This window comes from Paenibacillus sp. FSL M7-0134 (assembly GCF_038007865.1).
Taxonomy (GTDB): Bacteria; Bacillota; Bacilli; order Paenibacillales; family Paenibacillaceae; genus Paenibacillus; species Paenibacillus polymyxa_B.
This window is the reverse complement of the sequence record NZ_JBBOXV010000002.1, coordinates 945,493-967,037: the sequence shown is the minus strand read 5'-3', so window position 1 is coordinate 967,037 and position 21,545 is coordinate 945,493. Positions and strand designations below refer to the sequence as shown.

Genomic DNA, 21,545 nt, shown 5'->3' with positions numbered 1-21,545 from the left:
CTCCTTCTTTATCTAACCGTTAACTGGCTTTTTCCGGATGTAGTGTGACATCGTTGATCGGAGCCATTGAAAATCTTGTTTGGAAATAAGCAGTCTTGGAATCTTCATTTTTAGAACGAATTTAACATTACATAAAATGAAAATGAACCGTAGAATCCCCGAAGACAGCATTGCTATCCCTGCACCCGTCAATCCATATTTCGGTACGAGTATGGACAGCAATGGAATGACGAGCGCCAATCCGACACCCTGTAGAATGGTAACCAGTTTGGGCTTACCCAACGCCATAAATTGTTGTGCCAGCACCATGGTTCCCCCACTGATAGCAACCTCAAGCACCAGGAACCGGAATACCGTAAGCGCTTGTTTAAACTCTTGACCATATAACAATGTAAATACGAACGGAGCAATCAGCATCAGCATCACCGCAGCCAGAAAGGTTGCCGTTGATGTCACTCGAAATGCCCGAAATGTTATGGCCACCGCCTCTTCCTTATTCAGACCGGAGGCTTTGGGAAACAGCACGACAATGATCGAGGTAGAAAATACATTCACCATCCTGGCCAAGCTGACCGCTACTGCATATAAACCGAGATCAGCGGGTCTGAGCAGACCCGCAATCAAAATCTGATCAATATAAGTGGAAACCTGCCCCATGAGATCATTTCCGTATGAACCCATACCGTAGGTAAAGAGATTTTTAAATTGCGTCCAGCTGTTCTTTACCTTTGGTTTGTACAGCCGAATCATTCGTATCGTGACACCAATATAAATCGGCAAGCCCGGCAGTAAATAGGCCAATGCCGAGGTGTACGGATTCATATTTCCGGTTAAGATCAGAATCGCCAGACCCAGCAGTGTACTTAGCGGTACCAGATACCGGAATAAATTGTACTGCTTATATTCCGAGCGAACTTGAAGCAATGCATTATTGATCTGTGAAATCGCTATGAGCGGACACATCATCATGGAGCACTGCGCGAAAAGTATGACCGATGAAGAAAAAGAGCGCAGCCAATAAGGAATTAGAAAAACTCCGACGAGTGTCGCCAAGCCCCCGAACATGGTAGCCAGCAGCAAGGCCAGACCATACAGCTTGCCCGTTTCCTCCGGTTTCCTTTTCGCATTGTAAATTAATGCAGATGGGACACCGAAGCTCATGCAGAAGGCGAGAAATTGGGACCAGTTCACCATCGCTGTCTGTTCCCCGCGTCCAGTAGGACCCAGGAATCGTGCCGTTAGCACACCAGTCAGCATATTCACGACGAGAATCAGCATACTGAATATCATCGTTTTTACTGCTGCAGAGCTGTTATCCTTGCTTTTGGCAAACCGAATCACCGTGGACCATAGTGTCCGGACAGGTGCGGATAATGCTTGTAAGTTTTGCACAGCCTTTACCTTCTTTCCGCGATGACATCTTTTGCCCATAGTCCTATCCCGATCATCATCCAGATCAGATAGCCGCGCATACCGGGGAAACCATTATCTGATATGAGACTGGCTACAGCTCCGGCCCACGTAGCCAACGCCAGTCTGATATAAGGCTGACTGGCATCTCGTGCGGCAATACGGGCGAGAAGGCGCTTGATGATAACGAAGAGACCACCGAAGAAAAAGAATGCCCCGAAAATACCGAAGGTGAGGAAAATGGCGATATATCCATTATCCATAATCCCAAGTTCGCCGAGATCGCCGCCGTTATCAAGCTTGGTTCCGATTCCTACACTCCCAATCCCCTGCCCGACCGGATTGCCAGCAATCGCCGGAAGCATCGTATGCAGTAAATCCAAACGTTCATTGTACGAATGATCCTGCTGAATATCCGTCAGCGTCTGCATGCGAGCCACCAAACCTTCTGCCCCTGGAAGTTTTGGAACAATGATGTAGAGAAGAAGGCCAACTATAGCTAGTTGAAACAAGGTTTTCCACTTTCCCTTGGAAGATGAACTGAGAATGTAAGCCAGTAACATGACGAATGCAATTAGCCAGGCTGAACGTACCAGCGTGATTAAGAGACAAACGACCGTCAGCAGGATTCCGATCCATCCCAAAGTGCCACGCCAACGTTTTTCCATTAGCATGGGTACAAGTGCCATCGCCAGGAAAATAGCGCAGGGACCAGGCGAGTTCATGGAAGAAAATACTCTGATTTGAAGTGGTTCTGGAACACCAATGGAATTCATTTCTACATGATTCATCCAAAATGCATCCCACGGAGGCACCGTCAAGTACTGGATAATGCCGTAAATTGCCACAAGAACAGCAATGTTGGCATATGAATACAGCAGTCGGTCCAGCTCCTTCGCCTTCATGGGCTTAATCGCAAGATAAGGCAACAGGATCAAAGGAACCACATAATTGGCTAAATCATAAGCAAAAACAATACCATTTTTGAATAACCCGACCACACTTCCGTAGGCCAATTCTATGCCGAAAAATACAGCAATTCGGGTCAAGGGTTTTTCGGCCTGATGAATGCCCCGCAACACAGGAATAATCAACATACTGCTTACCAGCAGCGGTGCCACGCTCAACAAGGAAACCGAGTGATACGTTCCCTCCATCCAATCCGCAATGCGGCGGATTTCCGGGCCTACTGCCCACACTGCCAGTGTGTAAGGAATCAGTAGCCGCGATTGCAAGATCGCCAGCAGGAAGGCCGGAAAAACGAGCGCCAGCAATATGGCTCCCTGCTGGCTCATGGTGGGATTCATCTTGGCGCTGACAAATCCGATGGCGAGTGGCAGCATACAAGCCAGCAATCCCATGCCGATCATGCTGATTCCACGCCGATTTCCTAGCCAAACGGAAATCTGCTGATCTGCCAACCGACTCATGTTTCTCACCCCTGACCTCCCTTCATCCGCTTCCGCTTGAACATCTCCTTAAACAGCAGAACGAGAAATTGGGAATCCTCAATCAAATATCTTTTCCACAATCGTTTAGGCTCCTGAGACAACCTCCAGAACCATTCAAATCCCGTCTTCTGCATCAGCTCCGGTGCTCTTTTCACATTTCCCGACAGGAAATCAAAGGTCGCTCCCACCCCAATCGAAATCGGAGCGCGGTAAGTCTCGTAATATCTGTAAATCCATTTTTCCTGTTTAGGGGCGCCCACACCTACAAAAACGATGTCCGGGCGAGCCTCTTGAAGCAATTGGACAATGTGCCTATTCTCCTCCTCGTTTTTCTCAAAGCCATAAGAAGGAGAGTAACAGCCCACCACATTCATGTTCGGATAAGATTCCTGGAGATTGAGCATAGCCTTCTCAGGAATACCGTCAGCTGCACCCAGAAAAAATAAACGATAGCCTCGATCCTCAAAAGCCTCTCCCAACCGAGTGAACAAATCTGACCCGGAGACCTTTTGTTTGAGGGGTTTTTTCAGTAACTTGGACGCCCATATGATAGGCATCCCATCGGCCACTACAGCTCCGGCATCCGAATACACCTTGCGGAATTCATCATCCTTGCGAAGCTTGATCACATGATCGACATTACAGGTCAAAATGTAGGAATGACGCTGATGTTCAATAGAGGTATCTATAAATTCGAGTAGATCATTAAAATCGTAATTATCAAAGTTGACATCGAACATGTTCACTCTGCTCATCGTATCACTTCTCTTTGCGAAAATCGGTTTGAGTAGATGTCTGGTATAACGCGTTCAAATACCAGCAAAATGGAATAATCATCTGAACCGTCGACAACGTATTATCTGAAAACGAGTAGATCAGAAAGCCTGCAATTAAGCTTACAAAATAAGGTTTGATAGACTTGGCAAGCGACCGGTAAATGAGAGCGAACACGATCAGCAATGAAAGCATTAATAGCCCGCAACCGATATATCCCGTGTCAAAATAAAAGCGTATATACTCGTTATGCGGTACAACAAAGCCATTGAATAATGTCCCATCGTTCGCGACCGTTACCGCGCCAAGACCTCTCCCTGACCAAGGGTAATCATGTACTCTGTTCAAAAAATATTCCCATGCCTCCGAGCGTCCCGACAGGTCAATGCCTGTATCGGTCTCCCGTTCGAAGGAGCGTTTTTTTAAATTGTTCCATTGCAGGGCCACCGCCCCCAGAGCAACCAAAAACGATCCGGCCAGCGGTAGCAAATAATTGACTTTCCCCTTGAGGTACTGACGGGCAATATCAAACAGATACACAGCAAACATTAATAACAATGCCAGAATCGGTCCACGTGTACCGGTGGCGATCAGAATCAGAAAGTTCAGTGCCAACACAGTGTAATAAAATGCGGCTTGCTTGGGTTTACGCTTGACCTCAATTAGAGAGACAGCAATTCCGAGAAAGGAGAGCATTGCCAGATGCGGCGGTATATTCGCTCCTTGTACTCTGACTGCGCCCGTAAATTCTACATCCGTAAACGAATGCAGCCCTAGAACCTGCAAACCCAGTCCAATGACCACACTAATAATGGGCAACAAACTGATCAGTCGGATATGCTTTTCTGCCACATCCTTTTTCCACTGGATCAGTAAAAAAAAGAAAGGGAGTGATAAACCGACGAACGCCTTGACGGCAATCGAGGTCGTTAACAAAGGCAGCCATGCTGAAAATCCAAATGTAATCCCCAGCATGATCACCAATGCCCAGACCGGATAGCTGAACTTGAGACGTATGCCATACACGAGCATACACGGCACCAGCAGAGCCAAAATGCCCAATTTGTACAATGACAAAATCTCAATACCGAACACGCCACCCTGATACAGAGAATCGACTGAGACTGCTGTACTTAGCAAAACAGCGTAGCTGATGCGCTCCGGATGATGTATGGAAACAGCCAGCAAGAGCAGTAAACATACCGCCGCAATACTGACCACCGGCTGATAGGTAGCCGCAATTCCTACAGCAAGAGCGCCCAGTAGAAAAATAAAAACATGCTGTATGGTGTTTATTCTAGTAGTCCAAGGATAGTTACTCATGTTCCATCTTTCACCCCGCAGCTGACTCGCTTTTCCGGTTGCGCAGTGTATCCAGCGTCCCACGGATACTTTCAAGCCTGCACCGGTTCAACAGCTTCCTGCCCTCACTACGTGCCAGCAGGGAATCCACAGTGATGTATAACACTTTGGCTGCCGTCTTCGCCATCAGCATCGCGTTGCCGCGCAGACCTACGGCCTGAGCAGCGTTAGACATGCCCTGACAATAGTAGCGGTTCATGATCCATTCTTTCGTTAACCGTGAAGACGGCACAAAATGTTCCACAGACATGTGTGGATGATACATAATCGTTCCACCATTTTTACGGATTTGCTCGAATACCCACGATTCTTCACCTGATAGAAGGATATCTCCCTTTCTGCCTAGATGAAGCGGGAACATAACGGCAGCAAAAGCCGTTTTGCGCATCGCCATATTCGCTCCAAATGGATTCAGTCCCGACGGATATTCACGAACGGCTTTGCCCAGATCAATAATCGTGTAAGGCAGTTCAAGCGGGCCTGTCAGCCAACCCGGTCGTTCCGTCTCAAACATAGGGTCAATTTTCCCACCCATAGCCGTCAGCTCAGGATTGTTCCCGAATGCTGACATAATCGTTTGCAACCATGTAACACACGGAATTGCATCATCATCGAGAAAAGCAATGACTTCCGCTCTTGATAACGTAATACCTGCATTACGAGCAGCAGACAATCCTTGTTCGCGCTCATAATGATATCGGAGATGGATATTCTGACCATGGGCGACGGTGAACCTTTTGATCGTCGCTGCTGTATGATCGGTGGATCGGTTATCGACCACAATGATCTCAGCCAGTGCAAGGTCTTCCAGCTCCAGCAGGGACATTAACGTTTTCTCCAGCAGGTCCGCCCGGTTATAGGTGCAAATAACGACGGACACTGCAGGACATCGCTTGAATGCATCCATCAGTAAGCATCCTTGGAGAACAGCATTTTAACGCCTGTTTTCATGATGATTTTCAAATCGAGCCACGTATTGCGAACATGAATATACTTCAAATCCATTTGCACCATTTCTTCGAAGCCTACACTGTTACGTGCGCTCACCTGCCAGTAACCCGTACATCCCGGTGTTACAATCAGGCGTTGCTTATCATAATCAGAATATTGCTCGACCTCGCTGGGCAACGGCGGACGCGGACCGACTAAAGTCATGTCGCCGACCAACACGTTCCACAGCTGCGGAATCTCATCAATACTCGTCTTGCGCAGAAAACTGCCAATTTTCGTGATCCGAGGATCGTTTTTAATTTTAAACATGGCGCCGCTCACTTCATTCAGCTCCATCAAGTCCTTTTTCAGTTCCTCTGCATTGGACACCATTGAACGGAATTTATACATATCGAATAACTTCTCATTCTTGCCCACCCGAGTTTGCTTGAAAAACACGCTTCCCTTTGGGTCTTCGAGCTTAATCAAAACGCCTACCACTACAAAAAGCGGAAGCAAGACGATCAAGCCCACGAACGACAGCAGCATATCAAGGAGGCGTTTTGTGACCAGGTAGGACATTTTATCCTGAATTTGTGTATTTCCGTATGGCATGTAAAACGCTTTACCTGACATGACAGCCTCGCCGTCCTCCGGTAAATTTTCCATGCTCATGCTGACGTACCCCCTCTCAACCTGCCGTGGTTGCTTTCTCGGTCTTTTTCAACCATTCATTCATGGCCTCCATAACCGGATACTTCAAATCATCGCTGGCAAGTGCAAATTCAAGTGTGGTTAAAATATATCCAAGACGCTCACCCACGTCATAACGTGTGCCTTCAAAATCATAGGCGTACACACGCTCACTCTGATTCAGCTTTTGGATCGCATCCGTCAGCTGAATTTCGCCGCCAGCTCCTTTTTCCTGAAGATCAAGATATTTGAAAATTTTCGGCGAGAACACGTAGCGACCCATAATAGCCAAATCGGATGGCGCTGTGCCTGGAGCCGGTTTTTCTATAAAATTATTCACTCGGTACAAGCGTCCGTCCTGCTGATCCGGTTCAATGATGCCGTACCGGTTCGTAAATTCCTGCGGTACCCGTTGCACACCGATAACCGAATTTTGAGTTTCCTCATACTGATCCATCAGCTGGCGCAGGCAAGGTTTCTGACCTGTTACGATATCATCGCCCAGCAGCACACCAAACGGCTCGTCCCCGATAAAGCGTCTTGCGCACCATACCGCATGTCCAAGACCTTTGGGTTCTTTTTGGCGAATGTAGTGAATTTCCACTCCCGAAGAACGCTGTACTTCCTCCAGAAGCTTCAGCTTACCGTCCTCGAGCAGTTTGGATTCCAGCTCAAATGCGTTGTCAAAGTGATCCTCAATGGCACGTTTGCCTTTACCCGTAACGATAATAATGTCCTCAATACCAGAAGCAATCGCTTCTTCCACGATATATTGAATCGTAGGCTTATTGATAATTGGAAGCATTTCCTTAGGCATCGCTTTTGTGGCAGGGAGGAAGCGCGTACCTAACCCTGCTGCTGGAATAATGGCCTTTTTCACTCTTTTCGTCATCGCACTCATTCTCCTTGCTTCATCGAATTTTGGTGTTGCTTACTTCACCTGATTCATCACAATTCCAACCAGCGTCGCACTGGCCTGCTCCATGAGTTGCTTTGTTTTGCGTAGATCTTCCCGTTTGGTACGACCATGTCTAGCAACGAGAATCACACCATCCGTCAAGCCTGCAATCAAGCGAGCATCCGTATAATTCAACGCCGGAGCCGAATCAAGCAAGATGATGTCATATTCACGTTTGAGCTCTTCCAGCAGCTCAGCCATACGTTCGCTACCGAGCAGATCTGCTGCGTTGTACAGGGTGTCTCCACCGGGAACAACCGATAGCTCCAGCCCACCATGCCTAACGATAGACTTGGAAGAAGCCCCACCGCGCAAATAAGCCGATAGACCTCCGGTATTCTCCATTCCGAATATCTCGTGCAGCGCTGGTTTATGCAGATTGCAATCCACCAGAGCCACCTTCTTGCCTTCTTGTGCAAAGGAAACTCCGATGTTGGCGAGCAGTGTAGTTTTACCCGCTCCGCTTTCCGGCGAGGTCAACAATAGAACCGTTCCACGGTCCTTTTGCCCAATCACCTGCTGCCGGATGTATGTACGGAGGGATCGAAATGATTCCGAGATATACGATGATGGATTACTTTCTGTAATCAACATGTCATTCAATCGCAGCATATTTACGCTCCCCTACCCGTTCTTTGGAATTTCCGGCTGCTCCATCGACGTCCTTCTTGCGAATGACTGGAATCGATGCAATTACCGGAATACCGATGTCCGCGTCCGCTTCTTTCTCCGAGCGCAGCGTGCCGTTAATGCTTTCCAGGAACACAATCGTGCCCAATGCAATCATCAGCGATACGAGAAAACTAATCGCAATATTCATGAGCGGGTTCCCATTAATCGGGTCAGGATTGGCCTGAGGGTCCGCTTCATTTAAAATTTTCACATTATTCAATTCCATCAATCCCGGAACTGTCTGTACGAATTTCTGGGTTACCGCGTTTACAACCGCTGCGGCCTGTGGATAGCTCCCTGCCTCAAACGTCAAACCGATAACCTGACTTTTATCCGAGGATTTAATCTGCAGCTTCTCTGCCAACTTCTGCTGCGTCAAACCGAACTCGGGATGAGCCGCTACAACAGCGTCCATAATTTTAGGTGAAGTGAGAATTTGCTTGTAGCTTTCCACCAAATTAAGACTTGTGTTGACGTCGTTCAGATTGTTACTCCCCTGCTTGGCGGAAATATGATTAACCAGCAGTTGGCTTGAAGCGGAATAGACTGGCTTCACAACATTGTCGCTCACAAAGTATGTTGTTACACATGAGAGAATGACAAAAATTGCGATCAGCCACAATCTTCTTTTGATCAGGACTAGATAATCCAAAATGGTTTTCTCCACAAAAATCCTCCCTCCTATACAATTTCTCTTCATATTTAAGTATGACTTTATTGTAACAATTGGCTCTGTGAACGACATGGAACCGAATGGCACTTTCTCCCTCACTATGGGGGGAGGGAAATGTATACTTTCGGATACGGCATGGTATACTTTTGTACCATGCTTTGTCGATTATGGAAAAAGAAATCGAAAAAAGCCTCAAAATCACAAAGCTTGGTGATTTTGAGGCTTTTCTTTCCACTCGCATATAAAAGTGCAGCGCAGCTTATAGAGTCAGCGCATCATACCATGTTTGTTGGCTCGTACTTCGCCAGACCAATGGCATTGGCATACAATGCTGCCTGCGTACGATCCGCCAGCCGCAGCTTGGCCAAGATCTGACTGACATGCTTTTTGACTGTGAACTCACTGATAAATAACCGCGATGCAATTTCACGATTGCAGGCTCCTTGTCCCAGCTCGACCAGCACTTCCTTTTCCTTTGGCGTCAGGTCGTCCGACAGATTGCCCGCATCTTCACGCAGCTTGTTTTCGAGAATAGCCGGATCATAATATTTGCGTCCTTTGTTGACAAGATGAATCGCGTAAATTAATTCCTCAGGCAATGCTTCCTTAAGCACATAACCATCCACGGAAGCTTCCTCTGCTTTCAGAAAATCTTCACGTGTTGCGGAAGAGGTCAGCAAAATAAATTTGCTTCTGAAACCACGTCCGCGCGCTATCTTGATAATATCCAGCCCCGATTCATCAGCTAGTTTCAAATCCAGCAGCACCAGATCCGGATCTGTTTCCTCGATCACCACAAGTGCTTCCTGTTGATTCTGGGCCTCTCCCGCAAACTGAACATTGGGCTGCATGGATATAACCGCAGCGAGTCCTTTCCGTACTAAAGGATGATCATCGACAATGACAATTTTCATGATTCGGCCTCCTGTCTACAGTTCAGGATTTGCATAATCCCTATGTATCCGATTGTTACCGCAGATTTTGTATTGCAGAATGTTCACGCATTTTATTCGAGGATTTTGCAAAATCCTCATTCATAAGCATTTACCGGAATGGACAATCGGATCTGTGTTCCCTCTCCGATTCGACTTGAAATATCAAATTCGCCTCCCATCGATTGAGCTAAATATTCCATATTCATCATGCCCAGGCCCCCGCCTGCACTGACCGCCTCACCTCCTGCTACCATTCTCGCCGTCTCAAACCCTACTCCGTCGTCATGAATAGACAGTCTAATCACTTGGGGCGTCAATTTTAACTTCACATCAATTCGCTTGGCCAATCCATGACGGATTGCGTTCCCCGCCGCTTCGGAAATGATGCGGAACAAAGCTTTTTGGTACAAATACGGAAGTGAATAATGATCACCATGAATGTCAAAATCAATTTGTACATGGTTCAGCTTGGAGAGTGTATGGAGATGACTTTTCACCGTCCCTAACCAAGTTGAGCCTCCGCTTTTTTTCGAGCTTAGACTATGAATCGCCCCTTTCAGCTCTCTAACCGCTTGGTTAGCAGATTGCTGAATTAGATCAATTTGCTCCTCCACCTGCTCCTTTGGCTGATGACACCAGGTTTGCCGGAGAGAATGCGTTGCGTACACAATACCAAAAAGACTTTGAGAAACATTGTCATGCATTTCATTTGCAATTCGGTTCTGCTCATTCGTCACAATCAGCTGATTTTCAATACGCTCCAGCTCATAGCGCTCCAAGAACACAGCGCTCAGCTCAGCCAAGAATATCAGTTGTTGCACGAGCCAGCGTCTTCCTGTCAGACTTTGATCCGGGCCCAGCTTGAGGCCAATCGTCGCTACAAAACGGGTCGTCATCGGTACTGTGATCATGAGGAAATCGCCCCATTCTGGCAGATGTCTGAAAAATGGTTCACGCTCTTCCCTGAATTCCTCCCGATAATTCCCCAGCTCCTCAAATAGCTGCTCCTCCTCCTCTACCGTCCAGCCTGTCTGGCTACTTTCCGGTGCATCCTCCTCCTGACTATCCAGCCAGAAAAATGCACGGCTCTGCTTTGTTAGCTTGACAGTATAGTCTGAGATGACCTGGCCGAGATTTAAAGCCTCATTGTGGCTGGTCGTCTCCATGATGTGGTAAATCGACTTGATATGATCCATCGTCTCATTGGCTTGTTCTTTAGCCACCTTCAGTTCGTCCTTCATGACGCCGATAACCTGCATTGCCATCGTAGTTACGATCAGTACCAGAAACAAATTGATATTCTGCAATATAAGATCCCACAAAAAATATTGACCTGGTGTAAAAAAGATATAACAAAATGTAAGCACCAAGCCGATATAAGAAAGGAGGAGTGTCCAACTGTATCTCATAGACAGATGAGCACAAGCCACCAGCATGGGGGTAATCACATACCATTTGAACGGGCTATCCATCCCTCCGGTTGGGAATAACAACAAAATGATCCCTGCTGTTTCTAGTGCAATGCTGCATTTCAATACCATATCATGAAGTCTGTATTTACGGTAAATCCAAGTAAATGCTGTAACGGATAAAAATAGAAAACCAATCAGTAATAGCTTCTGCCACACGATTAACCTAGATGATTCGAACAGAAAAACAAGTGACGTTAGAGATAGTGATACATAACGGTATAAAAAAATCATTTTGTCTTCTGCTGACTTCCTCAACTTCATCCTGTCACCCTATTCTGTGTTTTGAAGGGACGATGGGCATATTAGGTTTGTTTGTGTACTCTAAAAAAATCATAACCAATCCAAAAATAAATAACAAGACATAAACTCTTACGTAAACGGTTACATTCCAAAAAATTTGGTACTTTTTATAACATATTTACCGTTTCAGGAAAACATTTTGGGGGTAATGTCAGAATTTATGACGTTTGTCAAGGAAATGAATCACATTTTTAGCAACCTAAAAAAGACTTGCTGGTACCACCGTGATTATAACAGCGGTATTCAGCGAGTCCTTTTTTAGTAAATTTGGTAGTCTACATTTTAGCCCCCGGCACGCGCCAATTCACGCATATTGGCTTCAAATGCTGCCAACAGAGCTTCATCTCCGCTCAAACCAGTTGCCTCTTCTTTTTGGATCTGTTCAACCATACGCTTGTAATCCTTTGGAATCACCCGTACAAACTGCTGAATCGCAGTCTGCCAATCATCCAAAATACGTTGTCCCGCTTCACTACCCGTGTAAGTGACATGGCGTTGAATCAAGCCGCGCAAATCCGCTGCTTCTGCAGGTTCTTCCACACCTTCCAGCAACACCATTTCCAGATTACAACGGCTCAGGAACGTCCCCTCAGGGTCATAGACATATGCAATACCTCCGGACATTCCGGCTCCAAAATTCCGTCCGGTTCCACCCAATACCGCTACACGTCCGCCCGTCATATATTCGCAACCATGATCCCCAACGCCCTCAACTACAATACGTGCGCCGGAGTTCCGAACGGCAAAGCGCTCGCCTGCGATTCCGCTAATGTAAGCTTCACCGCTGGTCGCTCCATACAAGGCTGTATTTCCGATAATAATGTTCTCTTCTGCCTTAAAGGTTGCTTTGTGAGACTTTTTCACTATAACCTTACCGCCAGATAGCCCTTTACCGACATAGTCATTGCTATCGCCTTCCACGCTCAGCGTGATGCCTTTCGGAATAAATGCCCCGAAGCTCTGACCTGCCGATCCAATAAAGTTAAAGCGAATCGTATCCTCTGGCAGACCCGCCGCTCCATACTTACGGGTGACCTCGCTGCCCAGAATCGTTCCTACCGCCCGATTTACGTTTGTAATAGGTAAGGTACCCTCAACAGGCGTTCCGTTCTCCAGCGCTTCCGCAGCCATCGGTACGAGCTGCTGCATGTCGAGTGTTTCTTCCAGACCGTGATTTTGGCGTTGTACGCGGTAACGTACACTACCTTCTTCCAACTCAGGAACATGCAACAGCAAGCTCAGGTCTACGCCCTTCTTCTTCCAATGCGAATCGGCGTTCACGGTATCCAGACAATCCGTACGGCCAATCATTTCCTGAATTGTACGGAAGCCCAATTCCGCCATAATTTCACGGACATCTTCTGCGATGAAACGCATAAAATTCACCACATGGGCAGGATCGCCCATATAATTTTTGCGCAGCTCCGGATTCTGCGTAGCCACACCAACCGGACATGTATCCATTTGGCATACCCGCATCATAATACAGCCCAACGCCACGAGCGGCGCTGTAGAGAAGCCGTATTCTTCCGCGCCCAACAGGGCAGCTACTACCAAATCGCGGCCAGACAGCATCTTGCCGTCTGTCTCCAATACCACGCGGTCGCGCAGGTTGTTCAACATCAGCGTCTGATGCGTCTCCGCCAGACCCAGCTCCCAAGGCATACCTGCATGGCGAATGGAGCCTTGCGGGGAAGCGCCTGTACCACCGTCGTAACCGCTGACCAGAATAATGTCAGCACGGCCTTTTGCTACCCCTGTAGCAATCGTGCCTACGCCTACTTCTGACACCAGTTTCACGTTAATGTCAGCACGCGGATTGGCGTTTTTGAGATCATAGATGAGCTCTGCCAAATCCTCGATAGAATAAATATCGTGATGCGGCGGTGGTGAAATCAAACCTACTCCTGGCGTAGAACCACGTACCTCAGCAACCCAAGGGTATACCTTACGTCCTGGCAGTTGTCCACCTTCACCCGGCTTCGCGCCTTGCGCCATTTTGATCTGAATTTCGTCGGCATTCACCAAGTAATTCGATGTTACACCAAATCGGCCCGACGCTACCTGCTTAATCGAACTGCGACGAGAATCGCCATTGGCATCCGGAATGAAACGTGCAGGGTTCTCCCCACCTTCACCCGTATTGCTCTTGCCACCGATCCGATTCATCGCAATCGCCATATCTTCATGCGCTTCCTGACTGATCGAGCCAAAGGACATGGCTCCTGTCTTGAAGCGACGCATAATGGATGCAGCGGATTCCACTTCTTCCAGCGGCACAGGCTCACCCGTAGGCTTCAACTGAAGCATCGAGCGGATCGTTAAATGCTGTTCCGTTTCGCCCTGCACCAGCTTGGCGTATTTCTTGTATAACTTGTAGTCTCCAGAGCGAACCGACTGCTGGAGCAAATGCACCGTTTGCGGGTTAAACAAATGCTCTTCCCCGTCGTTACGCCATTGATAGTCGCCGCCCGAATCCAGCACTTTGTCGTTGCCGTCCTTGTCAGTGAAAGCACGGTTATGATGAACGAGCGCTTCCGTAGTCACTTCCTCCAGACCGATACCGCCAATGCGGGAAGGTGTCCAGGTGAAATAACGGTCAACAAAATCCTGTTTCAGACCTACAGCCTCAAAAATTTGTGCTCCACGGTACGACTGAATCGTGGAAATACCCATTTTGGACAATATTTTAACGACACCCTTTGTTGCCGCTTTAATATAATTTTTAACTGCCTTTTCGTGCGAGATGCCGCGCAGCAAGCCCTGCTGAATCATAACATCCAGCGTTTCAAAAGCCAGATAAGGATTAACCGCGCTCACACCGTATCCAAGCAGCACCGCATAATGGTGAATATCCCTTGGCTCCCCGGACTCCAGCAAAATGCTCACACGTGTACGTGTACCCTGCTTAATCAGATGGTGATGCAGGCTGGAAACAGCTAGCAACGCCGGAATGGCCGCATTTTCCGCATCCACTCCACGGTCGGACAAAATCAGGATGTTATGACCTTTGTCAATGACACGGTCAGCCGCCTCAAACAATCCTTCCAGCGCCTTGCGTAAGCCCTCAGCACCTTCCTTCGCTTCAAAGAAGATCGGAATTGTCATTGATTTGAAGCCCGGACGGTGTACATGGCGAATTTTGGCAAACTCCTCATTCGACAACACCGGCGAATCCAAACGAATCTGACGACAGCTTTCCGGTTCTGGATGCAGTAAATTGCGCTCTGGCCCAATCGTAGTTGCGGTTGACGTTACAATCTCTTCACGAATGGCGTCAATCGGCGGGTTCGTGACTTGGGCAAACATTTGTTTAAAGTAATTGTACAAACGTTGCGGACGATCAGACAGCACCGCCAATGGTGCGTCGTACCCCATTGAGCCAATCGGTTCTGCACCTGTAAGTGCCATCGGCTCCAGAATTTTGCGCAGTTCTTCAAACGTATATCCAAAAGCGAGCTGAAGCTGATTTACATTTTCATGTTTAGGCTCCGGCTGTTCTAGTGCTTCTGGCAGCTCATCCAGATCAACCAAGTGCTCATCCAGCCATTGCTGATAAGGTTCCTCGGAAGCGATACGTTCCTTTAACTCTTCGTCAGAAACGATACGGCCTTCTTGGGTATCAACCAACAGCATACGACCCGGACGGAGACGATCCTTATAGAGCACATTTTCAGGAGCAATATCCAATACACCCGCCTCTGAAGACAGTGCGATCAGATCGTCCTTGGTCACATAGTAACGTGCAGGACGCAGACCGTTGCGGTCGAGAATGGCTCCGATTTGGATACCGTCTGTAAACGCCATCGCAGCAGGTCCGTCCCACGGTTCCATCATGGTGCTGTGATATTCATAAAATGCTCGCTTCTTCGGGTCCATGGTTTCATGCTTGTTCCAAGGCTCCGGCACCATCATCATGGCTACATGAGGAAGGGAACGTCCGCTCAGATACAGAAACTCCAGCGTATTATCAAACATGGCTGTATCGGAGCCATCTGGGTTAATGACTGGTTTTACCTTCTTGATATCTCCACCAAACGCTTCGCTTTCAAACTGTGCCTGGCGAGCATGCATCCAGTTCACGTTGCCGCGCATAGTATTGATTTCACCGTTGTGAATCATAAAACGATAAGGATGCGCACGGTCCCAGCTCGGGAACGTATTCGTGCTAAAACGGGAATGGACCAGCGCGATCGCCGATGTCACCCGCTCATCCTGCAAATCCAGATAAAATTTGCCTACCTGCTCGGTTGTCAGCATTCCTTTGTATACAACCTTGCGACATGACAAACTTGGAATATAGAACGACTCACCGTTCTCATCCTCTTGGTTATAACGAATAGCAAGCTCTGCACGTTTGCGAATGACATACAGTTTCCGTTCGAAGTCCAGCTCTTCCTTCAGATCGCTACTGCGACCGATGAATACCTGACGCACGCCCGGTTTAGCTGCTTTTGCCGATTTCCCCAGCATTTCGTCATAAGTTGGAACATCGCGAAAACCCAAACAATTTTGACCTTCGTCCACGATGATATCTCTTAGCTTCTGCTCATGCACCTCACGAACTTTGGGATCATTGGATACAAAAAGCATACCAACGCCATAATGTCCGGCCTTTGGCAATTTGAAACCCAATCGCTCCGCTTCCTCTTGAAAAAACAGATGAGGGACCTGAATCATAATCCCTGCTCCGTCACCGGAGTTTGGTTCACTTCCCTGACCGCCCCGATGCTCCATATTCACGAGCATGGTCAAAGCCTGACTTACAATATCGTGCGATGGTTTTCCCTTGATGTGGGCAACAAAGCCCATGCCGCAGGCGTCTTTTTCGAATTGGGGATCATATAGTCCCTGTTTGGGTGGTAAACCTGTCTGTCTCATGGAACGCAACCTTTCTGTTATAAAGTCATGCTGGCCTGAAATACAGGCGGCCGAATAGAAGACAGTGGCAACAAGAGGTAACTCAAAGAACAACTACGAGGAATGGGGGACAAAACATGTGACGTATTCAAGGCGGTACGGTCCGCTGAATGCGTATGTTTTTCAATAATTATGCAATGGCTTGACTTGAAAAATACGTCGATTCCACTGATGAATCTAATTAGTTCTATCATTTTATCATTGACCTATCATGTTAGCAATTCAAAGTTTTTATGATTGTGATAATAAATCTTTTACATTACAGCTTCAACGTATCAATGCAAAAATATCTCATTTTTATGTATAAATATTCACTTTTAAAAAACAGCCTTTCCTATTCCTCTAAGGAACAGAAAAGGCTGACAAAGGAGATTTGATGAGTTTATAGACCATCAAGTGTATTCCCGCAAATCAGATATCCGTATTAAAATTCGAGACTTTCGCCGGGCTTCAATGCTTTCCCTTCAATGCCTTCTTTGTGTAGACGATCACAGAAGCCGTCTCCGTCCTGCTCAATACCCGGGAACGTATTGTAATGCACCGGTATTACGCGGCTTGCACGCAGCCATTTTGCTGCCAGCAGTGCATCCTCCGGTCCCATCGTATAACCATCTCCGATCGGCAATACCGCAGCATCGATGGAGTTAGTTTCCCCAATGAGACGCATGTCGCCAAACAGGCCAGTATCTCCTGCATGGAAAAAGGTTTGGCCTCCCATGGTCAATAAAATCCCCGCCGGCTCTCCCATGTAAACGGTTTGTCCGTCCACCGTCAAAGATGAGCTGTGGAACGCAAGCGTGAATTTCACATGGAAACCGTCAAAGTGGTGCCCCCCACCCAGATTCATACCGTGAGCTTTGGCCCCCAAGGATGAACAATATTCAGCCAGTTCCGCGACCGCGATTACTGGACAATCATTGCGCTTGGCAATTTCAACAGCATCTCCAAAATGATCGGCATGACCGTGTGTCAACAGTACGGCATCCACCTGAATATCCTCGGCTTGTACGGTTGCTTTAGGATTTCCCGTCAAAAAAGGATCAATAATAATCCGTTTCCCCTCTGCCTCTACCAGTACAACTGAATGTCCATAATATGTGATTTTCATATCATCTACGCCTCCTTTGTCACTTTCATTATTTTGGTTACTTTCCTTTACCTATTATAACTCTTTTGCATACTGGCTTCACCTGTACCACAAAATCCGTTCACAAAGCTGAACCCTATTGTTTAGAAAGGGCTGTTATTTGTAGAAGGCTGCCAACTAAACCGTTTCAATCTATACATTACTGATTTGAAACGCTCATGGGTTTTATGCCAAATGCTCATTTATAAAAGGTATGATGACCGATAGTTTTCACCTTGGTACGCGAATGATGAACCGTAAGGTCCTGGGCTAACGTAAGCGACAGGAAAAAACAGGTGTTATCAGGCACGGCTTTATGGCCGTTCAAAGCAGCAGTAACCGCACGGATGCTGTCCTGGTTGGGCTGAACACGACGAAGACGCCCGTTCGCGACCGGACTAAATTGCGCTTTTTGATAAATCACTGCCTGAATCGTATCGGGAAATGGGGCTGACCGCAGCCGGTTTAAGACAACGTTGGCAACTGCCACTTTGCCTTCGTACGGTTCGCCTTCTGCTTCTGCCATCACTATTTTTTGCAGCAGGAGCAGTTCTTTAGCGGAGACAGGATAGCTCCAGGTAGACAACGCCTTGTCATCCTGAGTGAGCATTTTTGTCTTCGTAAAGTAGATGGTTGTAGGAGGGGTTAGGATTGCGGACTTGCTATGCTGGACCTCAAGCTTTTTCTTGCCTGTAGCAACGTTATTCCGAGCTTGTTCCGCCTGCTTCATCTGGGAAGCGGGTAACGGTGTCGGCATGATTTCTTTCCAGCTTGGCTGCCCATGAGCAGCGACAAAGATGGGGCTTGTCCTGTTTGACCCGTTATGGGTCCCCATCCTGTCGCCATATGAAGGAGCCGAAGAGTTCCCTGACCAGCTCAGAGATTGCATAGGTGTATTTTTATGATTTTTCTGTGTTTGCTGAACCTCAGCGTAGAGGCCTATCCCCAATATACAAACAAGCAGCACACTCAAAAGAGGTGCAAACCAACGATGTTCTTTAACGATTTCCATAATGTTCCTCCCGTTAACTTTAAGCACATTCCTCAGATATGTAACCCAAAATGCGCCTTTTGAATAACGCTGAAACACTATATCACTAAATTCGCTGATAGATCAAGGCTTTCACCTCATTAATGGGAATTTTTGAATTATTTGGTACATTGGTTTTTGACCCATTCGGGTTGCATATAAAACAAATTCTCCCACTTCCCAAAGCTCGCTGCATCGGTCATTTGGCTGCCAAATAGACGGTGGAATAGACTGTTCTCCTGTGTACGAGCGTGCTAGGGTGATATGAGGTCGATAAGGTCGTTCCTCGGGTTTAAAACCCAGCGGTTCCGTAGCCTGGAGTATGGACTGGTACAGTTGATCCAGTGACTCACGCTGCCCGGTCACTCCCCTCCACAGTACACGCGGAAATTCTTCACGGCCAAAAAAACCTGCTTCTCCAATGCCGAGTGTGAACGGGCCGTGCTCAGCTGCAGCTTGAACTAAAGCCTGCTCAAGTTTCGGTATAACCGAGGTCTCCACATCACCCAAAAACTGAAGTGTCACGTGGTAATCTCTGAAATCACTCCATTTGCGAAAAGTCAGGTCTTTTAAATCCTGCTCCACCCAATCATGTAATTTCTTCTTATGCTCATTTGGGAGAGCAATAGCTGTAAAAAGTCTTTGCGATTCATTTTTCATCAATCTATACCTCCTTTCCTGATAGATATTTGTGGATATCTCAAAAAGTAGCTGTTTGGATTGTCCCTAATCAGGGTAAAGCCATTTGTTGTTATATATAGTGACACCGCGAGCTCGTTTTTACCCTAATTATGCAATTTTTTCGGCAATCTGTTATTCTTGAAAGGATGGTTCGCCAGAATATATTGGAAACTCCAAGGAATCAAAAATCGAGGAGGCTATGAACTATGGGAAACATTTTAAGCTTACATCAACTTACGGAAGAGCAAAAAAAACAAGTTCGTGCAACAGCTCCGGGCTACGAATTGATTATTGGCAAAGCTCAGGAATTGGAGCCTAAACAAATCCGGGAGGCCGAGGTTATTCTAGGCTGGTCCAAGCATATCGCCGAAGAGACGTTACACCCAGACAGCAAACTGAAGTGGATACAAACCTGGTCGGCTGGAATTGACAAGCTACCGCTTACCGAATTGGAAAAGCGTAACATTTTACTCACGAATACAAGTGGTGTGCATGCAATTCCAATTACAGAGCAGATCTTTGGCATGCTGCTATCGCATACACGTTATTTACAGCAAGCAGCTCTCTTGCAACGTCAGAAAACATGGCAGCCACCGAAAGGCCAACTGACGGAATTACGTGGCAAAACGCTGTTGATTACAGGCGTTGGCGAAATTGGCCGTGAAACAGCGCGGATTGCAGAAGCCTTTGGCATGCGGGTGATCGGAGTCCGTCGTTCTGGCAAGGAAGCTCCCCATGTAGAGCACATGTATACTAACGAACAACTACACGAAGCATTGGGAGCAGCGGATATCGTGGTAAATATATTGCCATTCACCAAGGAAACCCATCACTTCTTTGATGAAAAAGCATTTGCAGCTATGCGTAAGGGAGCCTTCTTCATTAATGTAGGCCGCGGTGGCACCGTTCATACGGATGCGCTTGTACGCTCTTTGGAGCAAAAGCATATTGCCTTTGCCGGACTGGATGTATTCGAGGAAGAACCGCTACCTGCTTCACATCCGCTATGGAGTCTGGACCATGTCTTGATCACACCGCATATTGCAGGCGATACGGACCGATATGCCGAACGGGCGGTAGATATTTTTCTTACTAATTTGAATGCCTATGCCGCTGATCAGGAACTGCCGCTGAATTTGGTTAACTACAAAACTCAGTATTAACACACTACTTACAGATCCAGATTTCCCGACTCATACCTGTCTTATGTATGCGGCATTGCTCCGTAAGGGTCCAACCTGAGTCGGATAACAATGTTTCCATCGGCTCCGTGCTCACGACCACTGCCCGCGCGGCCAAGCGTCTCAGACTGCGCAGCATCTTCTTTTGTTCATCAGCCGGGAGCACGGAGCACAGGTTATAGGGCATATCCAATATGGCCGCATCGTATGTGCCTTCGAGCATATTCATATCCCCCAGCTTCACTAGATCTTCTTCATATCCAAAATGACGCAAATTCACTCGTGCCCCACGCACCGCCAACGGGTTGATATCACAACCGCGAATATCCTTTCCCATACTCAATGCCTCAATCATTACATTGCCCATACCACAACACGGGTCTAGCAGTTTCAATGAGCCTGGCTCTCCCTTTGCTGCTGTTAGATCAGTTGCTGCCAAATTCACAAGTGCCCTAGCTACCAGAACGGGTAGTCCAGTAGAATAATTTTGCGGCTTCTGACGACGCTCCTGCCACGATCTGTCGCTATACTGACACGTGCCCAGTAGCCACCGTTCTCCTATCCGAATAACACCAAGGGTGATATCCGGTGTTTTCATTTGCGCCTGCCCATGAATGCGTGCACCCATTCGGCGTTCGATCCCGCGCCGCTCGTCATAGTCAGCCTCATGGTCACCTTCTTTAAGGCACAACACCTTGAAAGTCTTTCCTTCCTCAAGTTGTAACATAGAAGCTGCTTCGCATAGCTCTTCCAGCGTTCCCGCATCTGTCATTACATCCAGCCTAAGATGAATAAACGGGCTCGTCCCCGGCTCCAGACGCCGATGGGACAATAGGATGGAGTCCTGCACGGGCGGCTGACCGAACAAGCATTTTAATTCCAAAAAACACAACTCACGCTCTGTTTCATGACACGCATAGGTATATATGTAGCTTGGTTTCATTTCTTCGATATTCGTTTTCTGTTTATTCATGTCA

17 protein-coding genes are annotated in these 21,545 nt (G+C 47.4%); 1 reads left to right on the top strand and 16 read right to left on the bottom strand.

Annotated features, from left to right (window positions below; translation table 11 throughout):
• Positions 1–12: 12 nt before the first annotated feature.
• The 15 genes from NSQ58_RS19885 to thpR all read right to left on the bottom strand — a co-directional run bounded on the left by NSQ58_RS19885 (position 13) and on the right by thpR (position 19,366).
• A complete protein-coding gene (locus NSQ58_RS19885) occupies positions 13–1,392 on the bottom strand; it encodes a lipopolysaccharide biosynthesis protein (RefSeq protein WP_013309157.1) in 1,380 nt (459 codons plus the stop codon).
• A gap of 5 nt (positions 1,393–1,397) precedes the next feature.
• Positions 1,398–2,840, bottom strand: coding sequence for an O-antigen ligase family protein (locus NSQ58_RS19880; RefSeq protein ID WP_023987420.1), 1,443 nt, complete (start codon positions 2,838–2,840; stop codon positions 1,398–1,400).
• Between the two features lie 5 nt (positions 2,841–2,845).
• Positions 2,846–3,616, bottom strand: a complete 771-nt coding sequence (locus NSQ58_RS19875) for a WecB/TagA/CpsF family glycosyltransferase (RefSeq protein ID WP_013309155.1) — start codon at positions 3,614–3,616, stop codon at positions 2,846–2,848.
• A gap of 4 nt (positions 3,617–3,620) precedes the next feature.
• Entirely contained in the window at positions 3,621–4,958 is a 1,338-nt protein-coding gene (locus tag NSQ58_RS19870; protein ID WP_023987419.1) for an O-antigen ligase family protein, read from the bottom strand.
• Between the two features lie 10 nt (positions 4,959–4,968).
• Positions 4,969–5,904, bottom strand: a complete 936-nt coding sequence (locus NSQ58_RS19865) for a glycosyltransferase (protein ID WP_023987418.1) — start codon at positions 5,902–5,904, stop codon at positions 4,969–4,971.
• A complete protein-coding gene (locus NSQ58_RS19860) occupies positions 5,904–6,602 on the bottom strand; it encodes a sugar transferase (RefSeq protein ID WP_023987417.1) in 699 nt (232 codons plus the stop codon). Before NSQ58_RS19860 ends, NSQ58_RS19865 begins: the two co-directional genes overlap by 1 nt.
• A 16-nt stretch (positions 6,603–6,618) precedes the next feature.
• Positions 6,619–7,512: a UTP--glucose-1-phosphate uridylyltransferase GalU gene (galU, locus tag NSQ58_RS19855; RefSeq protein WP_013309151.1), complete on the bottom strand. Its 894-nt coding sequence runs from the start codon at positions 7,510–7,512 to the stop codon at positions 6,619–6,621.
• Between the two features lie 39 nt (positions 7,513–7,551).
• On the bottom strand, positions 7,552–8,190 hold the full coding sequence (locus NSQ58_RS19850; protein ID WP_013309150.1) for a CpsD/CapB family tyrosine-protein kinase: 639 nt from the start codon (positions 8,188–8,190) through the stop codon (positions 7,552–7,554).
• Positions 8,174–8,917, bottom strand: a complete 744-nt coding sequence (locus tag NSQ58_RS19845; protein ID WP_023987416.1) for a YveK family protein — start codon at positions 8,915–8,917, stop codon at positions 8,174–8,176. The genes NSQ58_RS19850 and NSQ58_RS19845 overlap by 17 nt, the downstream gene beginning before the upstream one ends.
• A gap of 281 nt (positions 8,918–9,198) precedes the next feature.
• Positions 9,199–9,837, bottom strand: coding sequence for a response regulator (locus NSQ58_RS19840; RefSeq protein ID WP_013309148.1), 639 nt, complete (start codon positions 9,835–9,837; stop codon positions 9,199–9,201).
• A 116-nt stretch (positions 9,838–9,953) separates the two neighbouring features.
• Positions 9,954–11,591: a sensor histidine kinase gene (locus NSQ58_RS19835; RefSeq protein ID WP_028543112.1), complete on the bottom strand. Its 1,638-nt coding sequence runs from the start codon at positions 11,589–11,591 to the stop codon at positions 9,954–9,956.
• 321 nt (positions 11,592–11,912) lie between these two features.
• Entirely contained in the window at positions 11,913–16,511 is a 4,599-nt protein-coding gene (gltB, locus tag NSQ58_RS19830) for a glutamate synthase large subunit (protein WP_068938671.1), read from the bottom strand.
• Between the two features lie 463 nt (positions 16,512–16,974).
• Positions 16,975–17,658 (bottom strand): metal-dependent hydrolase, encoded by a 684-nt coding sequence (locus NSQ58_RS19825; protein ID WP_340858926.1) that lies wholly within the window; start codon positions 17,656–17,658, stop codon positions 16,975–16,977.
• Between the two features lie 217 nt (positions 17,659–17,875).
• On the bottom strand, positions 17,876–18,688 hold the full coding sequence (locus tag NSQ58_RS19820) for a cell wall hydrolase (RefSeq protein WP_023987413.1): 813 nt from the start codon (positions 18,686–18,688) through the stop codon (positions 17,876–17,878).
• A 111-nt stretch (positions 18,689–18,799) separates the two neighbouring features.
• A complete protein-coding gene (thpR, locus tag NSQ58_RS19815; protein ID WP_069081243.1) occupies positions 18,800–19,366 on the bottom strand; it encodes an RNA 2',3'-cyclic phosphodiesterase in 567 nt (188 codons plus the stop codon).
• Positions 19,367–19,593: 227 nt separating this feature from the next.
• Here thpR and NSQ58_RS19810 point away from each other — a divergent pair, with 227 nt between their 5' ends.
• Entirely contained in the window at positions 19,594–20,550 is a 957-nt protein-coding gene (locus NSQ58_RS19810) for a D-2-hydroxyacid dehydrogenase (protein ID WP_341058093.1), read from the top strand.
• Positions 20,551–20,554: 4 nt separating this feature from the next.
• On the opposite strand, the gene NSQ58_RS19805 is transcribed toward NSQ58_RS19810, so the two are convergent.
• On the bottom strand, positions 20,555–21,541 hold the full coding sequence (locus NSQ58_RS19805) for a TRM11 family SAM-dependent methyltransferase (protein WP_023987410.1): 987 nt from the start codon (positions 21,539–21,541) through the stop codon (positions 20,555–20,557).
• Between the last annotated feature and the right edge of the window lie 4 nt (positions 21,542–21,545).

What these genes read in the sequence shown, in the direction of transcription:
- NSQ58_RS19880 (WP_023987420.1), bottom strand. Translation starts at nt 2,840, where the DNA reads ATGAGTCGGTTGGCAGATCAGCAGATTTCCGTTTGGCTAGGAAATCGG.
- NSQ58_RS19875 (WP_013309155.1), bottom strand. Translation starts at nt 3,616, where the DNA reads ATGAGCAGAGTGAACATGTTCGATGTCAACTTTGATAATTACGATTTT.
- NSQ58_RS19870 (WP_023987419.1), bottom strand. Translation starts at nt 4,958, where the DNA reads ATGAGTAACTATCCTTGGACTACTAGAATAAACACCATACAGCATGTT.
- NSQ58_RS19865 (WP_023987418.1), bottom strand. Translation starts at nt 5,904, where the DNA reads ATGGATGCATTCAAGCGATGTCCTGCAGTGTCCGTCGTTATTTGCACC.
- NSQ58_RS19860 (WP_023987417.1), bottom strand. Translation starts at nt 6,602, where the DNA reads ATGAGCATGGAAAATTTACCGGAGGACGGCGAGGCTGTCATGTCAGGT.
- galU (WP_013309151.1), bottom strand. Translation starts at nt 7,512, where the DNA reads ATGACGAAAAGAGTGAAAAAGGCCATTATTCCAGCAGCAGGGTTAGGT.
- NSQ58_RS19850 (WP_013309150.1), bottom strand. Translation starts at nt 8,190, where the DNA reads ATGCTGCGATTGAATGACATGTTGATTACAGAAAGTAATCCATCATCG.
- NSQ58_RS19840 (WP_013309148.1), bottom strand. Translation starts at nt 9,837, where the DNA reads ATGAAAATTGTCATTGTCGATGATCATCCTTTAGTACGGAAAGGACTC.
- NSQ58_RS19835 (WP_028543112.1), bottom strand. Translation starts at nt 11,591, where the DNA reads ATGAAGTTGAGGAAGTCAGCAGAAGACAAAATGATTTTTTTATACCGT.
- gltB (WP_068938671.1), bottom strand. Translation starts at nt 16,511, where the DNA reads ATGAGACAGACAGGTTTACCACCCAAACAGGGACTATATGATCCCCAA.
- NSQ58_RS19825 (WP_340858926.1), bottom strand. Translation starts at nt 17,658, where the DNA reads ATGAAAATCACATATTATGGACATTCAGTTGTACTGGTAGAGGCAGAG.
- NSQ58_RS19820 (WP_023987413.1), bottom strand. Translation starts at nt 18,688, where the DNA reads ATGGAAATCGTTAAAGAACATCGTTGGTTTGCACCTCTTTTGAGTGTG.
- thpR (WP_069081243.1), bottom strand. Translation starts at nt 19,366, where the DNA reads ATGAAAAATGAATCGCAAAGACTTTTTACAGCTATTGCTCTCCCAAAT.
- NSQ58_RS19810 (WP_341058093.1), top strand. Translation starts at nt 19,594, where the DNA reads ATGGGAAACATTTTAAGCTTACATCAACTTACGGAAGAGCAAAAAAAA.
- NSQ58_RS19805 (WP_023987410.1), bottom strand. Translation starts at nt 21,541, where the DNA reads ATGAATAAACAGAAAACGAATATCGAAGAAATGAAACCAAGCTACATA.